Origin of the sequence: Alteromonas sp. ASW11-130 (assembly GCF_026183735.1) — a bacterium.
Taxonomy (GTDB): domain Bacteria; phylum Pseudomonadota; class Gammaproteobacteria; order Enterobacterales; family Alteromonadaceae; genus Alteromonas.
This window is the reverse complement of record NZ_JAPFRE010000018.1, coordinates 1-14,756: the sequence shown is the minus strand read 5'-3', so window position 1 is coordinate 14,756 and position 14,756 is coordinate 1. Positions and strand designations below refer to the sequence as shown.

The 14,756-nt window shown below is 44.4% G+C and carries 13 protein-coding genes; 1 reads left to right on the top strand and 12 read right to left on the bottom strand.

Translation table 11 applies throughout. The annotated features are described in order from the left end of the window. Positions 1-5: 5 nt before the first annotated feature. The 6 genes from OPS28_RS06495 to rpsP form a co-directional block, all read right to left on the bottom strand. A complete protein-coding gene (locus OPS28_RS06495) occupies positions 6-1,097 on the bottom strand; it encodes a 3-deoxy-7-phosphoheptulonate synthase (RefSeq protein ID WP_265608649.1) in 1,092 nt (363 codons plus the stop codon). Between the two features lie 182 nt (positions 1,098-1,279). Further along, positions 1,280-1,783, bottom strand: a complete 504-nt coding sequence (locus OPS28_RS06490) for a maltose acetyltransferase domain-containing protein (protein WP_265608648.1) — start codon at positions 1,781-1,783, stop codon at positions 1,280-1,282. An 80-nt stretch (positions 1,784-1,863) separates the two neighbouring features. Next, on the bottom strand, positions 1,864-2,223 hold the full coding sequence (gene rplS, locus OPS28_RS06485) for a 50S ribosomal protein L19 (RefSeq protein ID WP_265608733.1): 360 nt from the start codon (positions 2,221-2,223) through the stop codon (positions 1,864-1,866). Positions 2,224-2,241: 18 nt separating this feature from the next. After that, positions 2,242-3,003, bottom strand: coding sequence for a tRNA (guanosine(37)-N1)-methyltransferase TrmD (gene trmD / locus OPS28_RS06480; RefSeq protein WP_265608647.1), 762 nt, complete (start codon positions 3,001-3,003; stop codon positions 2,242-2,244). Next, positions 3,004-3,525 (bottom strand): ribosome maturation factor RimM, encoded by a 522-nt coding sequence (gene rimM, locus OPS28_RS06475; protein WP_265608646.1) that lies wholly within the window; start codon positions 3,523-3,525, stop codon positions 3,004-3,006. A gap of 25 nt (positions 3,526-3,550) precedes the next feature. Next, positions 3,551-3,802 carry a 30S ribosomal protein S16 gene (gene rpsP, locus OPS28_RS06470; protein WP_265608645.1) on the bottom strand — a complete coding sequence of 84 codons (252 nt, stop codon included), beginning with the start codon at positions 3,800-3,802 and terminating at the stop codon, positions 3,551-3,553. A 296-nt stretch (positions 3,803-4,098) separates the two neighbouring features. On the opposite strand from rpsP, the gene OPS28_RS06465 reads away from it, so the two are divergent. Continuing rightward, the gene (locus OPS28_RS06465; protein ID WP_265608732.1) at positions 4,099-5,790 is read left to right on the top strand and encodes an ABC transporter transmembrane domain-containing protein; all 1,692 of its coding nucleotides are present in this window, start codon (positions 4,099-4,101) and stop codon (positions 5,788-5,790) included. 408 nt (positions 5,791-6,198) lie between these two features. Here OPS28_RS06465 and OPS28_RS06460 read toward each other — a convergent pair whose 3' ends face one another. The 6 genes from OPS28_RS06460 to OPS28_RS06435 form a co-directional block, all read right to left on the bottom strand. Further along, positions 6,199-6,615: a tellurite resistance TerB family protein gene (locus OPS28_RS06460; protein ID WP_265608644.1), complete on the bottom strand. Its 417-nt coding sequence runs from the start codon at positions 6,613-6,615 to the stop codon at positions 6,199-6,201. Positions 6,616-6,831: 216 nt separating this feature from the next. After that, positions 6,832-7,686 carry a DUF7281 domain-containing protein gene (locus OPS28_RS06455; protein WP_265608643.1) on the bottom strand — a complete coding sequence of 285 codons (855 nt, stop codon included), beginning with the start codon at positions 7,684-7,686 and terminating at the stop codon, positions 6,832-6,834. Further along, on the bottom strand, positions 7,686-8,906 hold the full coding sequence (locus OPS28_RS06450) for a phosphoenolpyruvate carboxylase (RefSeq protein WP_265608642.1): 1,221 nt from the start codon (positions 8,904-8,906) through the stop codon (positions 7,686-7,688). The genes OPS28_RS06455 and OPS28_RS06450 overlap by 1 nt, the downstream gene beginning before the upstream one ends. Next, on the bottom strand, positions 8,906-9,541 hold the full coding sequence (locus tag OPS28_RS06445; protein ID WP_265608641.1) for a condensin complex protein MksE: 636 nt from the start codon (positions 9,539-9,541) through the stop codon (positions 8,906-8,908). The genes OPS28_RS06450 and OPS28_RS06445 overlap by 1 nt, the downstream gene beginning before the upstream one ends. Continuing rightward, entirely contained in the window at positions 9,538-13,218 is a 3,681-nt protein-coding gene (locus OPS28_RS06440; RefSeq protein ID WP_265608640.1) for an ATP-binding protein, read from the bottom strand. Before OPS28_RS06440 ends, OPS28_RS06445 begins: the two co-directional genes overlap by 4 nt. 296 nt (positions 13,219-13,514) lie before the next feature. Next, on the bottom strand, positions 13,515-14,405 hold the full coding sequence (locus tag OPS28_RS06435) for a WYL domain-containing protein (RefSeq protein WP_265608639.1): 891 nt from the start codon (positions 14,403-14,405) through the stop codon (positions 13,515-13,517). Positions 14,406-14,756: the final 351 nt, after the last annotated feature.

The window sequence follows — 14,756 nt, the reverse complement described above, 5'->3', positions numbered from 1 at the left end:
ATGGGTTAAGCTACCTCGTCCCGTTTGTTTTGTCTTAGGGGTAGTACGGTAATCAGCTTGTCACGGGTTTGTGTAATGAGATTTTCAGTGGTCCCCCAATCAATACAACCATCGGTAATTGAAACCCCATATTCTAGCTCGTCTGGGCTTTTCCCGTTAGCATTCTGGCTACCCGCATAAATATGGCTTTCGAGCATCATACCGATAATAGACTGGTTCCCTTCAAGTATCTGATTTACGACATTTTGTGCCACTAAAGCCTGGCGTTTATAATCTTTACTCGAATTGGCGTGACTACAATCTACCACTAGGCCCGCACTTAACCCAGCTTCCTGCAAGGCTAGCTCAAACTCAGAAATACACACCGAATCATAATTGGGCTGCTTGCCCCCGCGTAAAATGATGTGTCCATCAGGGTTACCACTAGTGGCAATAATACTGACCTGCCCTTGTTTATTAATCCCCATAAACCGATGACCTGACGCAGCTGATTTTAGTGCGTTAATGGCAATATCCAGACTGCCATCGGTGCCATTTTTGAATCCTACTGGCATCGATAAACCACTGGCCATTTCACGATGTGTTTGTGACTCACTGGTGCGTGCACCAATTGCACTCCAACTGAATAGCTCAGCGAGGTATTGCGGGCTGATCGGGTCCAATGCTTCTGTCGCGACGGGCAGCTCTAGCTCCGCTAGCCAAATAAGCAGCTCACGGGCTTTTCGCAGGCCAGTTTCAATCTCAAAAGTCCCATCCATATTAGGGTCGTTAATTAAGCCTTTCCAGCCTGTTGTAGTGCGAGGCTTTTCAAAATAAACCCGCATAACTATAAACAACGTATCTTTACAGGCTTCATGCAACTCTTTTAAGCGTAATGCATACTCTTTGGCAGCATCAATGTCGTGTATCGAACAGGGTCCACATATCACTAACAAACGATGATCCCGACGGTGGATAATGTCGGCAATAGTGGCGCGTGCTTGCGAGATAACATTAAGTGCGTGAGCAGAAACAGGTAATTCTGCGCTTAGCGCTTCGGGAGTAATCAGTACATCTTCGGCACTGATATGAATATTATTGACGGTATCCTTGATCATTTTGCTCTCTAATCAATACATGAAAACGGTGGAATGGATAGCCCTGCGAGCGCCACCCAAATGTAAACCTAAATTTACAACGGCAGCGAAAGCAACATTTATTACAGGCGTTGACTTTTTATCAACAAATGATTAAGCATGCAACCCTTTCGTAAAATCATTTCAAATTGATCTAAGTCGAATTAGACAAAGGTGCGTGGGCTAACCACCTCTCTCTCAGAAATCATTGTATTATCTGGGATAACGGCACCGGGCAATATTGTTACATTGTCGGCTAAAGTGACATTGTTTCCAATGATAACGGATTGCGCTCGTTGCAATCCCTGGGCGCGCTTTTCGCTATCTTTTGGATGATGTAACGCACAAATTACTACCGCATTGCCTGCTTTAAAGTTATTACCTAACTTGACTAATCCCGCATCCAGAACGACTGTTCTATCACCGAACAAGGCGCTACCTTTGCAGTGGATATTAAAACCATAATCACAATAGAAGTCCTGACCTACTGCGACTGAATGCATGTGCGGGCACAACTGGCGCAACAATTCTTCGCGTCGATGGTCATCGGTGTCTAATTGATTAAGTTGCCAACAAGCCTGTTTCGCTTGAATACGCAATTTTCTTAATGGTTTTGCATGCGTGGAATACCATTTACCCGCATAAATTGATTGCCAGATAGGGTGCATAGTTTTTTAGGTCTTCAGATGCAAAAAACCCGCGTAAACGCGGGCTTTTAAAGTTAACAGTAACGCAAGGATTAGTAATCTTAGTTAAGCTTCTCTTTGATACGTGCAGATTTACCTGAACGCTCACGCAGATAGTAAAGCTTAGCACGGCGAACCGCACCACGACGTTTCACTTCAATTGAAGAAACAGCCGGGCTGTGGGTTTGGAATACACGCTCTACGCCTTCGCCGCTAGAAATTTTGCGCACGGTAAAAGACGAGTGAAGACCACGGTTACGTTTAGCAATAACAACACCTTCATAAGCCTGAAGACGCTCTTTGTCACCTTCTGTAACGCGCACTTTAACCACAACTGTGTCACCTGGACCGAACGCAGGCACATCAGTTTTTAGCTGTGCTTGTTCAATTTTTTTGATGATATCTTGACTGATTTTGCTCATCATATCCTCTCGTCCTAGTTAACTGTCATCTTGCTGCAACTGTTCGGTAAACTCGGTGAGTAACCGTTGTTGCTCCTCAGTCAGAGCTAGGTGATTTAATAATTCAGGGCGACGCTGCCAGGTTCTACCCAACGACTGCATCAACCGCCACTGCCTAATTTTTTCATGATCACCACTTAACAACACAGGTGGTACCGCTTTTCCGTCGAGTACTTCTGGCCGCGTATAGTGCGGACAATCCAGTAGCCCTTCGGTAAAAGAATCTTCGATAGCCGATGCTTGATGCCCTAGAACACCTGGAACTAACCTGGCCACAGCATCCATCAGTACCAGTGCAGGCAATTCACCTCCACTTAACACGTAATCACCAATTGACCATTCTTCGTCAACGTGGTTTTCGATTACACGTTCGTCGATCCCTTCATAACGGCCGCAGACCAAAATCATGCGGTCGTTTTGAGCCAGTGTTTTCACACCGGCCTGATCTAGCGGTTTCCCCTGTGGGGATAAGTAGATCACTTTACTTTTTTCTCCGCCAGCCTGCTTGGCTGCCGAAATTGCGTCTGTTAATGGCTTAACCATCATCAACATGCCTGGACCACCACCATAAGGGCGATCATCCACGGTGCGATGACGATCATGAGTAAAATCACGCGGGTTAAAATGGTCAATCGCGATTTTCCCTGACTTCACTGCCCTTCCCACAACGCCTTGTTGTGCAAAGGGAGCGAACATGTCAGGAAATAAACTAACGATGCCGAACCATTTTTCCGTGGTCACTTAAAACCCCGGATCCCAGTCTACCGTAATCACTCTGCCTGATTTATCCACCGACTGTACAACTTGATCGAATACAAACGGCAGTAATCTTTCTTTTTGACCAAATGCATCTTTACCATTGGCTTTGACCTGTAATACATCATTCGCTCCGGTATTGAATACATCTTTGACGACACCCAAATCGTAACCTTGCGTTGTTACGACTTGCATTCCCGTCAGGTCGCGCCAATAAAATTCATCTTCACCCAGCTCTGGGAGCTGGTCGGCCAGAATATGGATATCCAAATTTTTAATGCGTTCTGCATCATCACGGCTATCGATATTCTCAATTTTGGCCACCAAAGACTTACCATGTGGACGCCACTGGTCAATCTGGTATTCTTTCCCATCACCGAGAATCCACGGCGAATAGGTAAAAATACCTTCTGGTGTATCGGTATAGCTGTTTATTTTGACCCAACCTTTTACTCCGTAAGGAGCGCCAATTTTGCCAATTACAACTTTGCCAGACGCTTGACTCATCTATACCCACCAATTTTTTTGCAGCTTATGCTGCAGATTTTTTAGCTTCTTTTACCAAGCTAGATACGCGCTCAGATAAACTCGCGCCAACACCAACCCAGTAATCTACACGCTCTAGATCAACGCGAAGACGCTCCGATTGACCTTGTGCAGTTGGATTGAAAAAACCAACGTTTTCAATAAAACGTCCGTTTCTTGCGCGACGGCTATCTGCCACCACTAGTTGATAAAATGGACGCTTTTTCGCGCCACCACGCTGTAAACGAATAGTAACCATAGTTGCCTCAAACTCGTTGTAGCGTTACCGTTAACTTACCCTCTCTAACCGATGCAAAAAGCAACAGGCAAATGAGAAGGCCGCGGAATTATACGGATTTGACAAGGTTATTCAAGTTTTAATGTAAAAAGAAAAAGGTGCAGGCTCATTCTTCGCGCTTTTTAACTAAATGACGCCTACCCTTTTTCTGTATATATTTACTATTTCTTTTTGTTCTTCAGCCAAAGGAACCTCGTGTGCGAATTGACACTCAAGTATCAACCGGTCAAGTCTTAGGATGGGTGGGCGGTCATCTAATGAAATACCGCTGGCAGGTCGCCGGCGCGATTGTCGCTTTATTTATTGCAGCGGGCGCATGGTTAGTTCTGGGGCAGGGAATAAAGTTAGCCGTGGATAAAGGCTTTATCGAAAATAACCCAGCCATTTTAAATAAAGCTGTAGCAGGTGTGCTAATCATTTGTCTGATAGCCAGTATTGCTACTTACTTTCGTTTTTATTTGATGAGTTTCTTAGGCGAACGGATTAGCGCTGATATTCGTAATGAAGTATTTTCTCACTTGCTCACCCTCTCCCCTTCATTTTTCGCGAAAACCAGAACAGGAGAAGTAATTTCCCGCTTTACCAGTGACACTACCGTGATCCAAACCGTTGTTGGCAGTAGTGTTTCGATGGCTGTGCGCTCGGTCGTCACCTTTACGGGGGCTATTATATTAATGGCTGTTACCAGCCCCGTCCTCACCTTATGTGTATTGTTAGCGGTGCCAGCAGTTTTGCTTCCGCTTCGCGTCTTGGCCCCGCGAGTGCGAAAGTATGCCAAAGAAAGTCAGGATAAGATCGCTGATCTGGGGGCGCACGTCGATCAATCTCTGCACGAAATAACAACTGTGCAAGCCTTCAATGCTCAGTTGACGGAACAGCAGCATTTCGATCGTCGCGTTCACCACGCACTCAATGCGGCTAAACGACGTATCCATTTCCGTTCACAATTAATCGGCGCTATCATGCTTATTAGCCTGGCGGCTATTACATTAATAGCGTGGGTGGGGGCCAGACAAGTATTTGCTAATGCTATGAGCATGGGAGAACTGTCCGCTTTTTTATTTTATGCGGTACTCGCCGGGGGCAGTGTCGCCACGATAAGTGAAGTAATAGGCGACGTACAACGAGGTGTTGGGGCAAGCGAACGATTGCTGCAACTTTTGCATACGCCGCCATCGATTCAATCTGGCACACAACCTCTATTAATGGACACGTGTAAACCACCCGCTATCTACTTTGATAATATATTCTTTGCTTACCCCGAGAATCCCCCTTTATTCAAAGGGCTCTCACTCACTATCCAATCAGGAGAGAAAGTGGCACTGGTTGGCCCAAGTGGAGCCGGAAAAACCTCCCTATTTCAGCTGTTGCTTCGTTTTTATGAACCTCAGCAAGGGCGAATCAACATAGGTTCTCAAAGTATCGCTCACGTTCGATTGACCGATTTACGGAATACTATCGCTATCGTCACGCAGGAGCCCGTAATATTTGCCGCGTCAGCAGAGGAAAACATTGCTTATGGCAAACCTAGCGCTAGTACTGAAGAGATAAAAAAAGCCGCTGAAGCAGCGTACGCTGATGAGTTTATCATGCAACTAGAATCTGGCTATCAAACTCAATTAGGTGAAAGAGGGGTAAGATTGTCAGGTGGGCAACGACAACGTATCGCTATAGCCAGAGCTATTTTAGCCGATCGTCCTATTTTGTTACTCGATGAAGCTACCAGTGCATTAGATGCCCGCAGTGAAAGAATGGTTCAACAAGCGCTAAACCGGTTAATGGAAGGCCGCACTACTATCGTTATTGCCCATAGACTCGCGACGGTTCAGCACGCTGATCGTATCGTGGTTATGGAAAAAGGGACGATTACCTCAAGTGGGACCCATGCTGAATTATTAAAAAGTGATACCTTGTATAGAGAGTACGCTGAACTGCAATTACTTAGCTGACGTAAGTGTGATAACAACATTCACTATTTTGGCTTTAATCGCGCTAATAACTGTGGATAGTTGAAGTCCTTGTTATTTGCTTTTAAAAAACTCAATCATCCTATGTCCGGCCGTTAATGGTGACATAACCGAAGTAAATGTTGCTGTAAGTAAACTTGTTCAAGGAAGCGATGTATTGATACGACTGGCAAAACACAAGCGGCAGGCTGTATAAATACGCGCCAAGTCACTGGTTGGTAAGGATTTGGCGGAATGGGCCTCACCGTAGTATTTACGTTTTGCTTCTACTTATTTGTTTATCTTGCACTCACTCGCTAGACCTACCTAGAAACAGATGAAAGCCAGCGCCTGGAAGATATACAGGAGCTGAGGAAAATAATTAAAGCGTGCCCTTGCCTAATAAACGAATTAAGAAAATGACTGCGTCGGCGACGGAGGGGTAAGTGCATCTTTGCACACTAACGCCTTAGCCAGCAACTTATGCGTAAGCAAAGACAGCACTTCCGTTTCCTTCTCATTTCGCTCACCATCAATACCCGTTATTTGCATAGCCACTTCCATTGCTTTATCGACGTCATGCAGCAAATGCTCTTTCAACGATTTTAGCAACTCAATCCCCTTACCTTCATCCAACGCTTTACGCGTTTGATAAATAGCCTCGGTGAGAAACGCATCGATACTTATTGGACTTTCCCAACACATTTCTTCGATAACAGAATCAAGATATTCCTGCTCTGTCAGGGTAACTTTGCCGTCAATTTGATAAAGCAACACAGCAAGCTGGATGAGGGCTTGGTTAAAAGATTGTTGACTGGATAACTGCATAGATATTTCTCCACATTTGTGCTCAAACTACCGCACAACCGTCTGCGGTGAACACTGACACCACCGTGTATTGGCGACGGTTTCAAGTCTACCACGTTGCGCATGACACGCGTATTACGCAAGCATGACACTTTTGGTTCAACTTGTTAACACTATGTAAATTATAGCGTCTGATAGAGAATTTCCAAGGGATGAATTGGTAAGCAAATGAGTAGATTACAATTTGACAGTGTAAAGATTCACAGCGTTTGCCAATATTGCCTGCTGCAGAAGAGCTATTGGCTTATGAGCATCGGTCAGTACTTTAATAGGCTCTATCTGGCCGAATAAATCATGATTTCGCAAAAAGTTTACCGCCGCCTGTTGATTTTTCCATAAATCAATACGGTTATATTTCTCTAAAACAGTCTTTTGCAGTTCAGGTAGTAGAAGGGCAGATACGCGAGGTAGCGTTAGCGCTATTTTCATGCCTTGAGGATCATAGTCACAAAAAGCAATAACCTGAACGGAAGGGGGCAACACAGCCAAAAAATGCCTTACCCCTTTACTTATTGACCGCTCATGACCACGATAAACGGCGATAGTCTGGTCACATTTCCCAGGCCAATTTACCTTATGCCACTGGTCAAAAATATCAAGATTTTCAACCAGTACCACGTTTTTTACTTTTGAAAATTGAATTGCACAAAATGATGCCCTGATTGAACAACCGACTGGCAATCTTGCTCCAGTTTGAATACAGTCAAAGCGTCCTTCGTGGTGTGTGAACAAAACCGTTTCGCTCTCGGGTTTTATCGGCGCTGACTTTTCAAATTTTGATACCGCTGAGAAGCCAAGCCGGCTCTGCCCTTCTATAGGAAGCATTAATAAATCTGGCTCGTGTAGTTGAATAATTTGCTTGAGCTTCGCTTTTGACTGCGCTGAAAAAATAAACTTTTTTCCTTTCCAGGTAAGCAAATCACCATAGCTATCAAGCATATAAGCAGCTAGTTCAGCAGATGGAGTAAAATCCAGTTTATCCCCGGCTAAAAACCGAACCAGCGACTTTTGTTGCTGTTTAGACAGGCCCATTAACGAAGGCCCAGTTCCACGTCTTCAATGATATAGTTACCAGAATAGATAGGATGACTATCGCCTGTGGTATCAATCGCAAAATAGGTTTGCTCTTCTAACGTTAAGCCCTGATAGCCGCCAATAACCTGGTAGATCCAGGCCTCTGCATCAAAGTCCAAATCATTTTCTGTTAGGTACTCTAACGCTGTAATACGTTTACCTGTAGAAATAACATCGCAGAAATAACCTTCTACAGCCTGTTTGAGTTTGTCTTCCTCAAACACCACCGCAGATTGCTCTTCTACATTTATTTTCTGTGCCGCGCGCTCTGGTTGTTCCTGTTGGTGTGAGCGATTCAGGGCTTTGATGGTCCCTACCAATTGTTGCAAATCGCTTTCGTGCTCTACCCGCTTAACATCAACGGCGGCAGGCGCAATCAGGCTGCCAGCCTGATTAAACAACAACGGGACGTTCGTTAGCTTGGTGTAATTACCGGGCGTAAAATCGGGCTTTTGCTCCATGTGAAGCATAAAACCTTTGAGCAAACGGGTACGCCCGCGAAATTCTCTAAATCGTCCTAGCAGGGCCAATAATCTTGCCTGAACAATGGATAATTCCTGGGTTACTTTGGAGAAGCTATGTTGCAAGGTAACAATTAAAAGGTGACGTAATTCCCGGTTATTGCCCGCTAATTCACTCAGCTCCTCAAAACGGAACATTTCTAACTGCTTTAATAGCTCCGATACCTGAGCTTGAGCTAACTCGTTCTCACGTATTTTGGCATCAATAGACGCCACATAGCCAAACTCATTATTGATTCGTCCAAATAGTATCCGTACGCTATTTGATAACGATTCGGCTAACCCATACACGTGTTCGGTGAGATCAGACAAATGGGCTTCGCTTTCGGTATAGCGGCTGTGTGCTAAGGCTTCTTTGTAATGCTGGGCTAATGTTTTCAGGCTTGCCAAGGCTGAACCGATATTTGCATCCAGTTGACGGTTACGCTCATCATGCAAACTGGATTCGAGCAAACTTCTCACTGCATTTTTGAGTCGTAAGCCAACCTCTTCATCGGGGCGCCATAATACTCCTAACTGAATTAAATTATCAATCACCTTCGGACTGTGATCTCGCTCATCCAGCGACCCTGTCAGGTAAACCTGCATAATTAAATCAGCATGGCGACTTAGGGCGTTTAAAAATTTAACGCCCGATTGCCGTAAGTTCTGATTCATTATAACAGGCTCCCTTGTTGCACGGCCTGCTCAGCCTGCTCTGAAAGAGACAAGGCTTCGGTTTCATCGATAAAGCGAATAACCTCATATAAGTACTCTATTTTACCTGTGGCCAAATAAATCTGCTTTTCCTGGTTGGGCTTTATCAGGTAACCCATGTCAGTTAACCGCTTGAATACCTGTTTCACCTGGCCGTCTAAGGTCGTGCTGGTTGACCCAAACAAACGATACCGTGAGATTTTTTCTAGCTGTTCTGCATAAGCTGGCGTATCTTCAATGGTACTTTGCAGCTCATTTAAACGAATGGCACTACCTTGGGTAACAGGCACATCATTTCCTGCTGCCTGCTGCACGAGTAATAACCATTCGACCAATGGCAACAAATTACTGGAGATTTCTTGAAATTGGTTGCCCAATACTTTGCGCTCTGATTCAGTCAATACTTGGTATGCAGCAAAAAACACGTCGCCATCAGCTGCTGTGGCCAAGGTGCGATTAAGCACATTTAACTGGCTTTCCATTTTGTCGCTGTTTTGCGCCGATTTTAAATAGCGCCATGCCTCTTCATCGGTAACCTGACAGATGAATGCACCAGACAATAATAACTCTAATATTCTGCCCTGTTCGGTAATCATGCTTCCACCTCCTGCTGACGTTTTTTAATCATTTCGCTGATGGCACTTACCCTAGGCTGCACGACCTGCAATTGCCGGGTTGCTTTATCAATAAGATAACGGTTTGCGAATAACGACAATACTTCTGATTCTGGGTTTGGAAACGCTCCTACCACCGATATATTATTTTTCTGACAAGCATCAAAAATTTTCTTCACATTGTTTTGGTGAAGTGTACCTAATTCATCGATCGGCCAGTGAATAATCGCATCTGCTTTGCCCCTTAACAATCGCGTAAATGCCAGTAAGAACTTACATAAAATCAGGTAAGCCATACCGTGGCTGGATGATTCATTTAACTGACGGTCGGTGCGGATAATCAGATCTGAGTTACCTTCCTTTATGTGTAATTCGATATCTAAAAGGTTACTAATCCCGCCGGATAAAGCCGCCCTACCTAAGATATCTAATACACGCCGCATACTCATTGCATATTCATCATCGGGTAACTCTACGCTCCCTGAGGCAATCCACTCTTCATACAATTTATTAAATTGTGTCAATTCTGGCCAGAATTCTAACTCGGAAATTCGAGAGCGGATCTTAACCGCAGAATTAGATACGCCATCCAAAAATAATTCTTCGTCAACTTCTTTACTGATACGTTTACTTTGACTGACAATGCGGGTATCGATATCTTTTAATACATCATAGTACGATGTTAAATCTGCGCCGAAGATACGTCCTTGCTCACGCAGCCCTTGCAGCTTCTGTGGAACAATCACGTTAAGAAGCTGGGCAAGATGGCTGACCAATCGGCGATGGTCTACACTCTTATGTCCTTGTGGTGTCATTACCGCACATTCTTCTCTAGAGCGTTCCCAGGTATCAGATAATCCTGTACCCGCCTGTGCCGCAATCAACTGATCAAAATGTTCCACATGGGCTTTAATATCATCTAATAAACGTTGACGTTCCTGCAACAAAGACTGGCCCTCAGAAATGCGCTGACCTATCTGGCTGGAAGTATTTCCTGAATCATTTACCAGTTCATGCTCTGGTAGACTCATTTTACTCAGTTGCTTAGCAATTTGCTGAACGTCATTTTCATTTTCTTTCGCAGTTTTAAGTTGATGCTCAAGTTCAAGTTGCGTGTCCTTAAGCTGCTGACGAGACGTTTTATATTCCGCGCCCTGTTGCTCAAGATCCCGCTGGGCCTGTGCAGCATCTTTTTTGGCTTTTGCCAATTCCCGCTGCCATACCACCTTGTGCCCGGTAAATACCGTTTTATACCAGTGATCAAATTCACTCACTTTATGGCGATTACGCTCAGTAACATCAATATCCTGTTTTAACTGTTTTAGCTGTTTTTGCAGTGTGCCGATTTCATCTACATCTACGCCACGATTCGCCAGCTCGTCAGCTAACCACTGCTCACATTTTTGCTTATCGGCTTTAGCCGCTTCTTTAGCGCGAATGATATGTTGTTCAATTTGACGGATGGTATCCTGCGTATCTGCAATTAACTGCTGCCAGTGAAATTGTTGTTCGGTCTCAGCTTCTCGCTGCTGGTCCTTTATTTCGTCAACGGCTTCGTTGTGTTTGGCAGTGCAGGCTTTCTGTTCGTTTTCGTTGGCAGCTAGCCGCTTTTTACCTTCCTGTTTACGTTCAGCTAACGCTTGTACATATTCCTGATGCACCTGATCCCGATCAGATTGCGCGCGTTTACGATTCGCTTCACTGGTGCGAGTTTCACTTTCACACTTGCTCAGCGCTAACTCTTTATTGCGCACATTTTCACTTGCAGTAGAAAGTTGCGTTTCCGCTTCATTCTGCTCGTTGAGTCTTTCTGCTAACGTAGACTGCGCAGCTGACAATTTGGCTTGAAGCGCTTGTTCGCTTTCTGCGTACTCAGGGGTTTCAATAGCCGCTACATCTAACTCAACGCCAAAAACACCTTCACTGCTTTCAAGTAGTTGCGGCTTAAGGTCATTTCTGGATAGAAGCTGGGGATGGATAATTTTACCTAAACTTTGTTCCCAGCCGCTTTTTTCACGACGTAAAAACTCAAGTAAGCTATTGTTGCCTGGGTAGAGCAGCGCTTCAACTTTGTTTACCTGTACTTGTTGTTGCTGAAAGGCAATCCGCGCCTTTTCTAACGCACTGTTTGCCGCTTCGCGTGCCTTTACAGCCGCTTGATATTCAGTCTGAGCGCGACGTTGATTCTCACGGCTGCCATCTTCTCGCACGCTGGCTTCTTTGATGGCTGCGTCGAGCAAATCCAGCTGACTTTGCTCAAATTCACTGAAGCCTGCGTTTTTAAGTCCAGCCGAAATTTCAGCCTGCTTAACTTTAAGTTCTCCTAAACGGATTTGATGCGCGGTTGCTTCAGCCTGAAGCTGTTGCCGATATTCTTCTTTTATGTTTTGCAGTTGCGCCTGCTGTTCAGCCTTTTGCTGATCCAGCTTATCTCTCGCCGTTTCTCTTTGTTCACCAAACGCTTCAAGTTCGTTGGCGTGTTTTTCGTTTAGCTCAACTAAACGCTTGTTGAATGCTGATTGTACATCCTGATGTTTTTCGGTCAGCAAGGTATAACGACTGGTTAACGTTTCTCTTTCGCTGATCCACTGGGGCAAGTGGCTAACGTTTTGTTTGAGCGTTTCTATATCCTGTTCTTGCCAGGCATCAAATTCTTTTTCTACCGAATCCAAGTCTTTTTCATACTTGCTGGCATCGGCTTTGGCACTGGAAAGTTTCTGATTTAAGGCATCACGCTGTGAACCCCACTCATTTTCTTTTGTTTTCAACGTATGCAGCGTATCTTCCAGTTGCTGCTCGCTTTGTTGAATTTGGGCAGCAAGGTAAGACAAATCAAAATTAAATTGCTGTTTCAGCTCTGCCAGGCGTTTCTCACTTTGCACTAACGCGTGGTCAGCTTGTTCTAGTTTTGCGAACTCAGGACGAATGGCATCAAACTCTTTAATCAGGTGACATTCACGGATCCAGTCTTCCACACGATTACGGCTTAGGTTAGAACTAGGAGGTTGTACTCCGTCTTCTTCCAATATAGCGGCGATCATGGCTTTAATAGTTTCCATCTTGCCTTCTTTAGAATGAACGGCTTTTGCCAGCTTTTCGATATGACGAAGATGCACGCCCGATTCGGCAAGACTGAATATGCTGGCGTAGCCAAGCAATTCTCGGCTATTCGCCACGGCATTCAGCGTAGCGCGATCATTTTGCAGGATTGCACGGTAATCGCGAGTATTAAGCAAGTTAGTTACGAGAACATTATTTCGCTTAAGATTTCTGGCGAGTTCGTTCATCCCAATAGATGCATGTTCACCTGACTTGTTCTTATACAGGTAATCGCTTAATTCAAAGGGCTTGCTGATATACCGATAATTTACCCCAGACCCCGAAGAAGCCAGCACGGCTTGACATAAATCTCCTTGGCTACGTGCAAACTCGTAAATGATATAGCTGGATTGACGCGGCAAATACCACTTTTCGAAACTGTCACGTGTGGCTGGTACCACTCGGCTAGGATACTCGCCATAAAAAACGGGGACAAGCCGTTGCAGAGTTGTTTTACCTGATGCATTCGTCCCACAAATATTGGTATGTCCATCAAGTTTTAATTCCACTACTCCTGGTAAGTGGGTGTCAATTAATATTATGCGTTTTAAACCGGCCATAGCGTTCCTGAATTTTTTTGATCGCAGATCATGCTAATAATGTATTCATCGGGTGCTTTGCTTATTTCGCAACATTAACGCGCGAAATCAAAGGGAATAGGATCAGTGCAAAGTTACTTTGAGAGAAGCCCGTTGGGCAGTAATTACTTTTTACTTTTTACTTTATACTTTTTATTTTTTACTTGTCACATTGAACCGATGACATAAATTTTTTATTTTTTGGATGCGCAGTTTAGTATGATTTGAACCATTTGCACAGGCTCAAATCACCCAATTCAATTCACTTATGCACCATTTTAATTTCTGGTGTTAACCGCACCAGGGGCAAGTTGCGCATTTTCAATCTGTTGCAGAACATCGAGGTTAGCTAATGCAAGTTGACACCCCTGCCCCCTGATACGGTGTTTAACGGAACAATCTACCTGCCAGTAGCGCAACAAGTAAGCAGCCAAAGCGGCACGTATAGTCACCACTTTTTTACCATTTTTCATATTGTAGTCCATGTAAATCGCTTCAGGCGTAGCTATTTCAGGGTGCGGTATCAGCTCTAAACTCACCAGTTGTTGCCAGCCGGCGTCCTTTAACACCGACTCCTTCTCAGCGATATCTCGTTTTATTGTGCCAATAGATTTAAAACGCGTACAAACAAAATCTCTGAACATCCCGTGTGTACAATCAAACGCGCGCACATGCCAGCGGTGGCCATTGTTGACTACTGCGTGTGGTACAATAATTCGGGTCTTTGTTCCCGAAGACACGCTGACATAATTTGCTTCAATAGGATAGCGATGAATCACTGCTCGCATAAGCTGACCAATAATCGCCGCGTCAGGGTGAATTAATTGAATAGCATGCAGGCATTGTTCGCTCGCACGAAAGTGGGAACTTAGCCCATCGCCAAATCCGCGACTCAAGCTGGTTAAAATCACGTCAGGATCATGGGGGAACAGGGGATCGAATGCTTCACAACGTAAATAACGCTTAGTTTGATGATCTAAAATCAAATTTTGAGGCGCTAATTGTCGGTATAAAGTAAAGTCTCTGGTGCTCGCAGCGAGACCCGTAGCAAATTGATTAATTAAGTCCTGCCTACAAATGGCCCCAAAATATTGCAAACTAAAATCGATGAATGCTAAGCGCTCGCGCTGAGCGTGGCTAAGATCTTGAAGTTTATCATTTGTTGACATGATGGCATCGCTTCCAATTAATCATAGCAACCATTTTGATGCCATCGTAATGAGGGTGTCAAGGAAACTGATCTTTGCCTTCTTCAACCTGCTTTTTCATTAAGTAACCTATTAATGTCAATGTACTGTCGAAAAGTTGCCATAAAACCGACAATTTTTTGACCACCCATCCAAATCGTTCCTTATATATTCTCGCCTAGAGACAATTTAAGCGGGAAAACAAACATTTAGCCGTTTTTTTTAAAATAATCGGATTTTTTTACATTTTTTGTTCAAGGATTTTTTTCCTTCGACGATACAGTATTTGAAAGAGCCAGGGTGACAAAACACGGCAAACAGTGTGCTTACCTT

Excerpts from the sequence above, each read along its gene's own strand:
- OPS28_RS06495 (WP_265608649.1), bottom strand. The coding sequence starts at position 1,097 with ATGATCAAGGATACCGTCAATAATATTCATATCAGTGCCGAAGATGTA.
- OPS28_RS06490 (WP_265608648.1), bottom strand. The coding sequence starts at position 1,783 with ATGCACCCTATCTGGCAATCAATTTATGCGGGTAAATGGTATTCCACG.
- rplS (WP_265608733.1), bottom strand. The coding sequence starts at position 2,223 with ATGAGCAAAATCAGTCAAGATATCATCAAAAAAATTGAACAAGCACAG.
- rimM (WP_265608646.1), bottom strand. The coding sequence starts at position 3,525 with ATGAGTCAAGCGTCTGGCAAAGTTGTAATTGGCAAAATTGGCGCTCCT.
- rpsP (WP_265608645.1), bottom strand. The coding sequence starts at position 3,802 with ATGGTTACTATTCGTTTACAGCGTGGTGGCGCGAAAAAGCGTCCATTT.
- OPS28_RS06465 (WP_265608732.1), top strand. The coding sequence starts at position 4,099 with ATGAAATACCGCTGGCAGGTCGCCGGCGCGATTGTCGCTTTATTTATT.
- OPS28_RS06460 (WP_265608644.1), bottom strand. The coding sequence starts at position 6,615 with ATGCAGTTATCCAGTCAACAATCTTTTAACCAAGCCCTCATCCAGCTT.
- OPS28_RS06455 (WP_265608643.1), bottom strand. The coding sequence starts at position 7,686 with ATGGGCCTGTCTAAACAGCAACAAAAGTCGCTGGTTCGGTTTTTAGCC.
- OPS28_RS06450 (WP_265608642.1), bottom strand. The coding sequence starts at position 8,906 with ATGAATCAGAACTTACGGCAATCGGGCGTTAAATTTTTAAACGCCCTA.
- OPS28_RS06445 (WP_265608641.1), bottom strand. The coding sequence starts at position 9,541 with ATGATTACCGAACAGGGCAGAATATTAGAGTTATTATTGTCTGGTGCA.
- OPS28_RS06440 (WP_265608640.1), bottom strand. The coding sequence starts at position 13,218 with ATGGCCGGTTTAAAACGCATAATATTAATTGACACCCACTTACCAGGA.
- OPS28_RS06435 (WP_265608639.1), bottom strand. The coding sequence starts at position 14,405 with ATGTCAACAAATGATAAACTTCAAGATCTTAGCCACGCTCAGCGCGAG.